This is a genomic window from Thalassolituus sp. UBA3500 (assembly GCF_002377545.1).
Classification (GTDB): Bacteria; Pseudomonadota; Gammaproteobacteria; order Pseudomonadales; family Oceanobacteraceae; genus Thalassolituus.
Window position 1 is genome coordinate 6046 of record NZ_DFQB01000049.1, and the last position, 347, is coordinate 6392.

Annotated in this window: 1 pseudogene; it reads right to left on the reverse strand. The window is 52.4% G+C overall.

The window, feature by feature from the left end:
* Positions 1-253: pseudogene (locus tag B2R29_RS12450) on the reverse strand (hypothetical protein); the annotation flags it as partial.
* Between the last annotated feature and the right edge of the window lie 94 nt (positions 254-347).

A 347-nucleotide genomic window follows, 5' to 3' on the forward strand; every position in this document is an offset into this window, starting at 1 on the left:
CCCGCCATAAAAGCTCACCGCTATCGCGTTTTTTCGGTTTCGGGTCCATCAGGGTGTAGTTGGTCCCTGTAAAGGAATCACGAATACCGGTTTTCGCCGAATCAGGTTTAAAGGTGTATTGGCGCACATGCAGCTTGCGCTTGATTGCATCAAGGCGCAGTGCAGCGAGGCGCGTGTCACGCGGGCTCGGTTTCAACCAATAGATTGAGCCAAACACGACCAACCCTACGAGTATTGCAATCGGCCAGATCATTCGGTCATTTCCTCAAGTTCGAGCCAGCGCATTTCCAGCGTTTCGAGTTGCTCTTCGATTTCTGCAAGCCTGGCCAGGGTTGCCTGTACAGTAT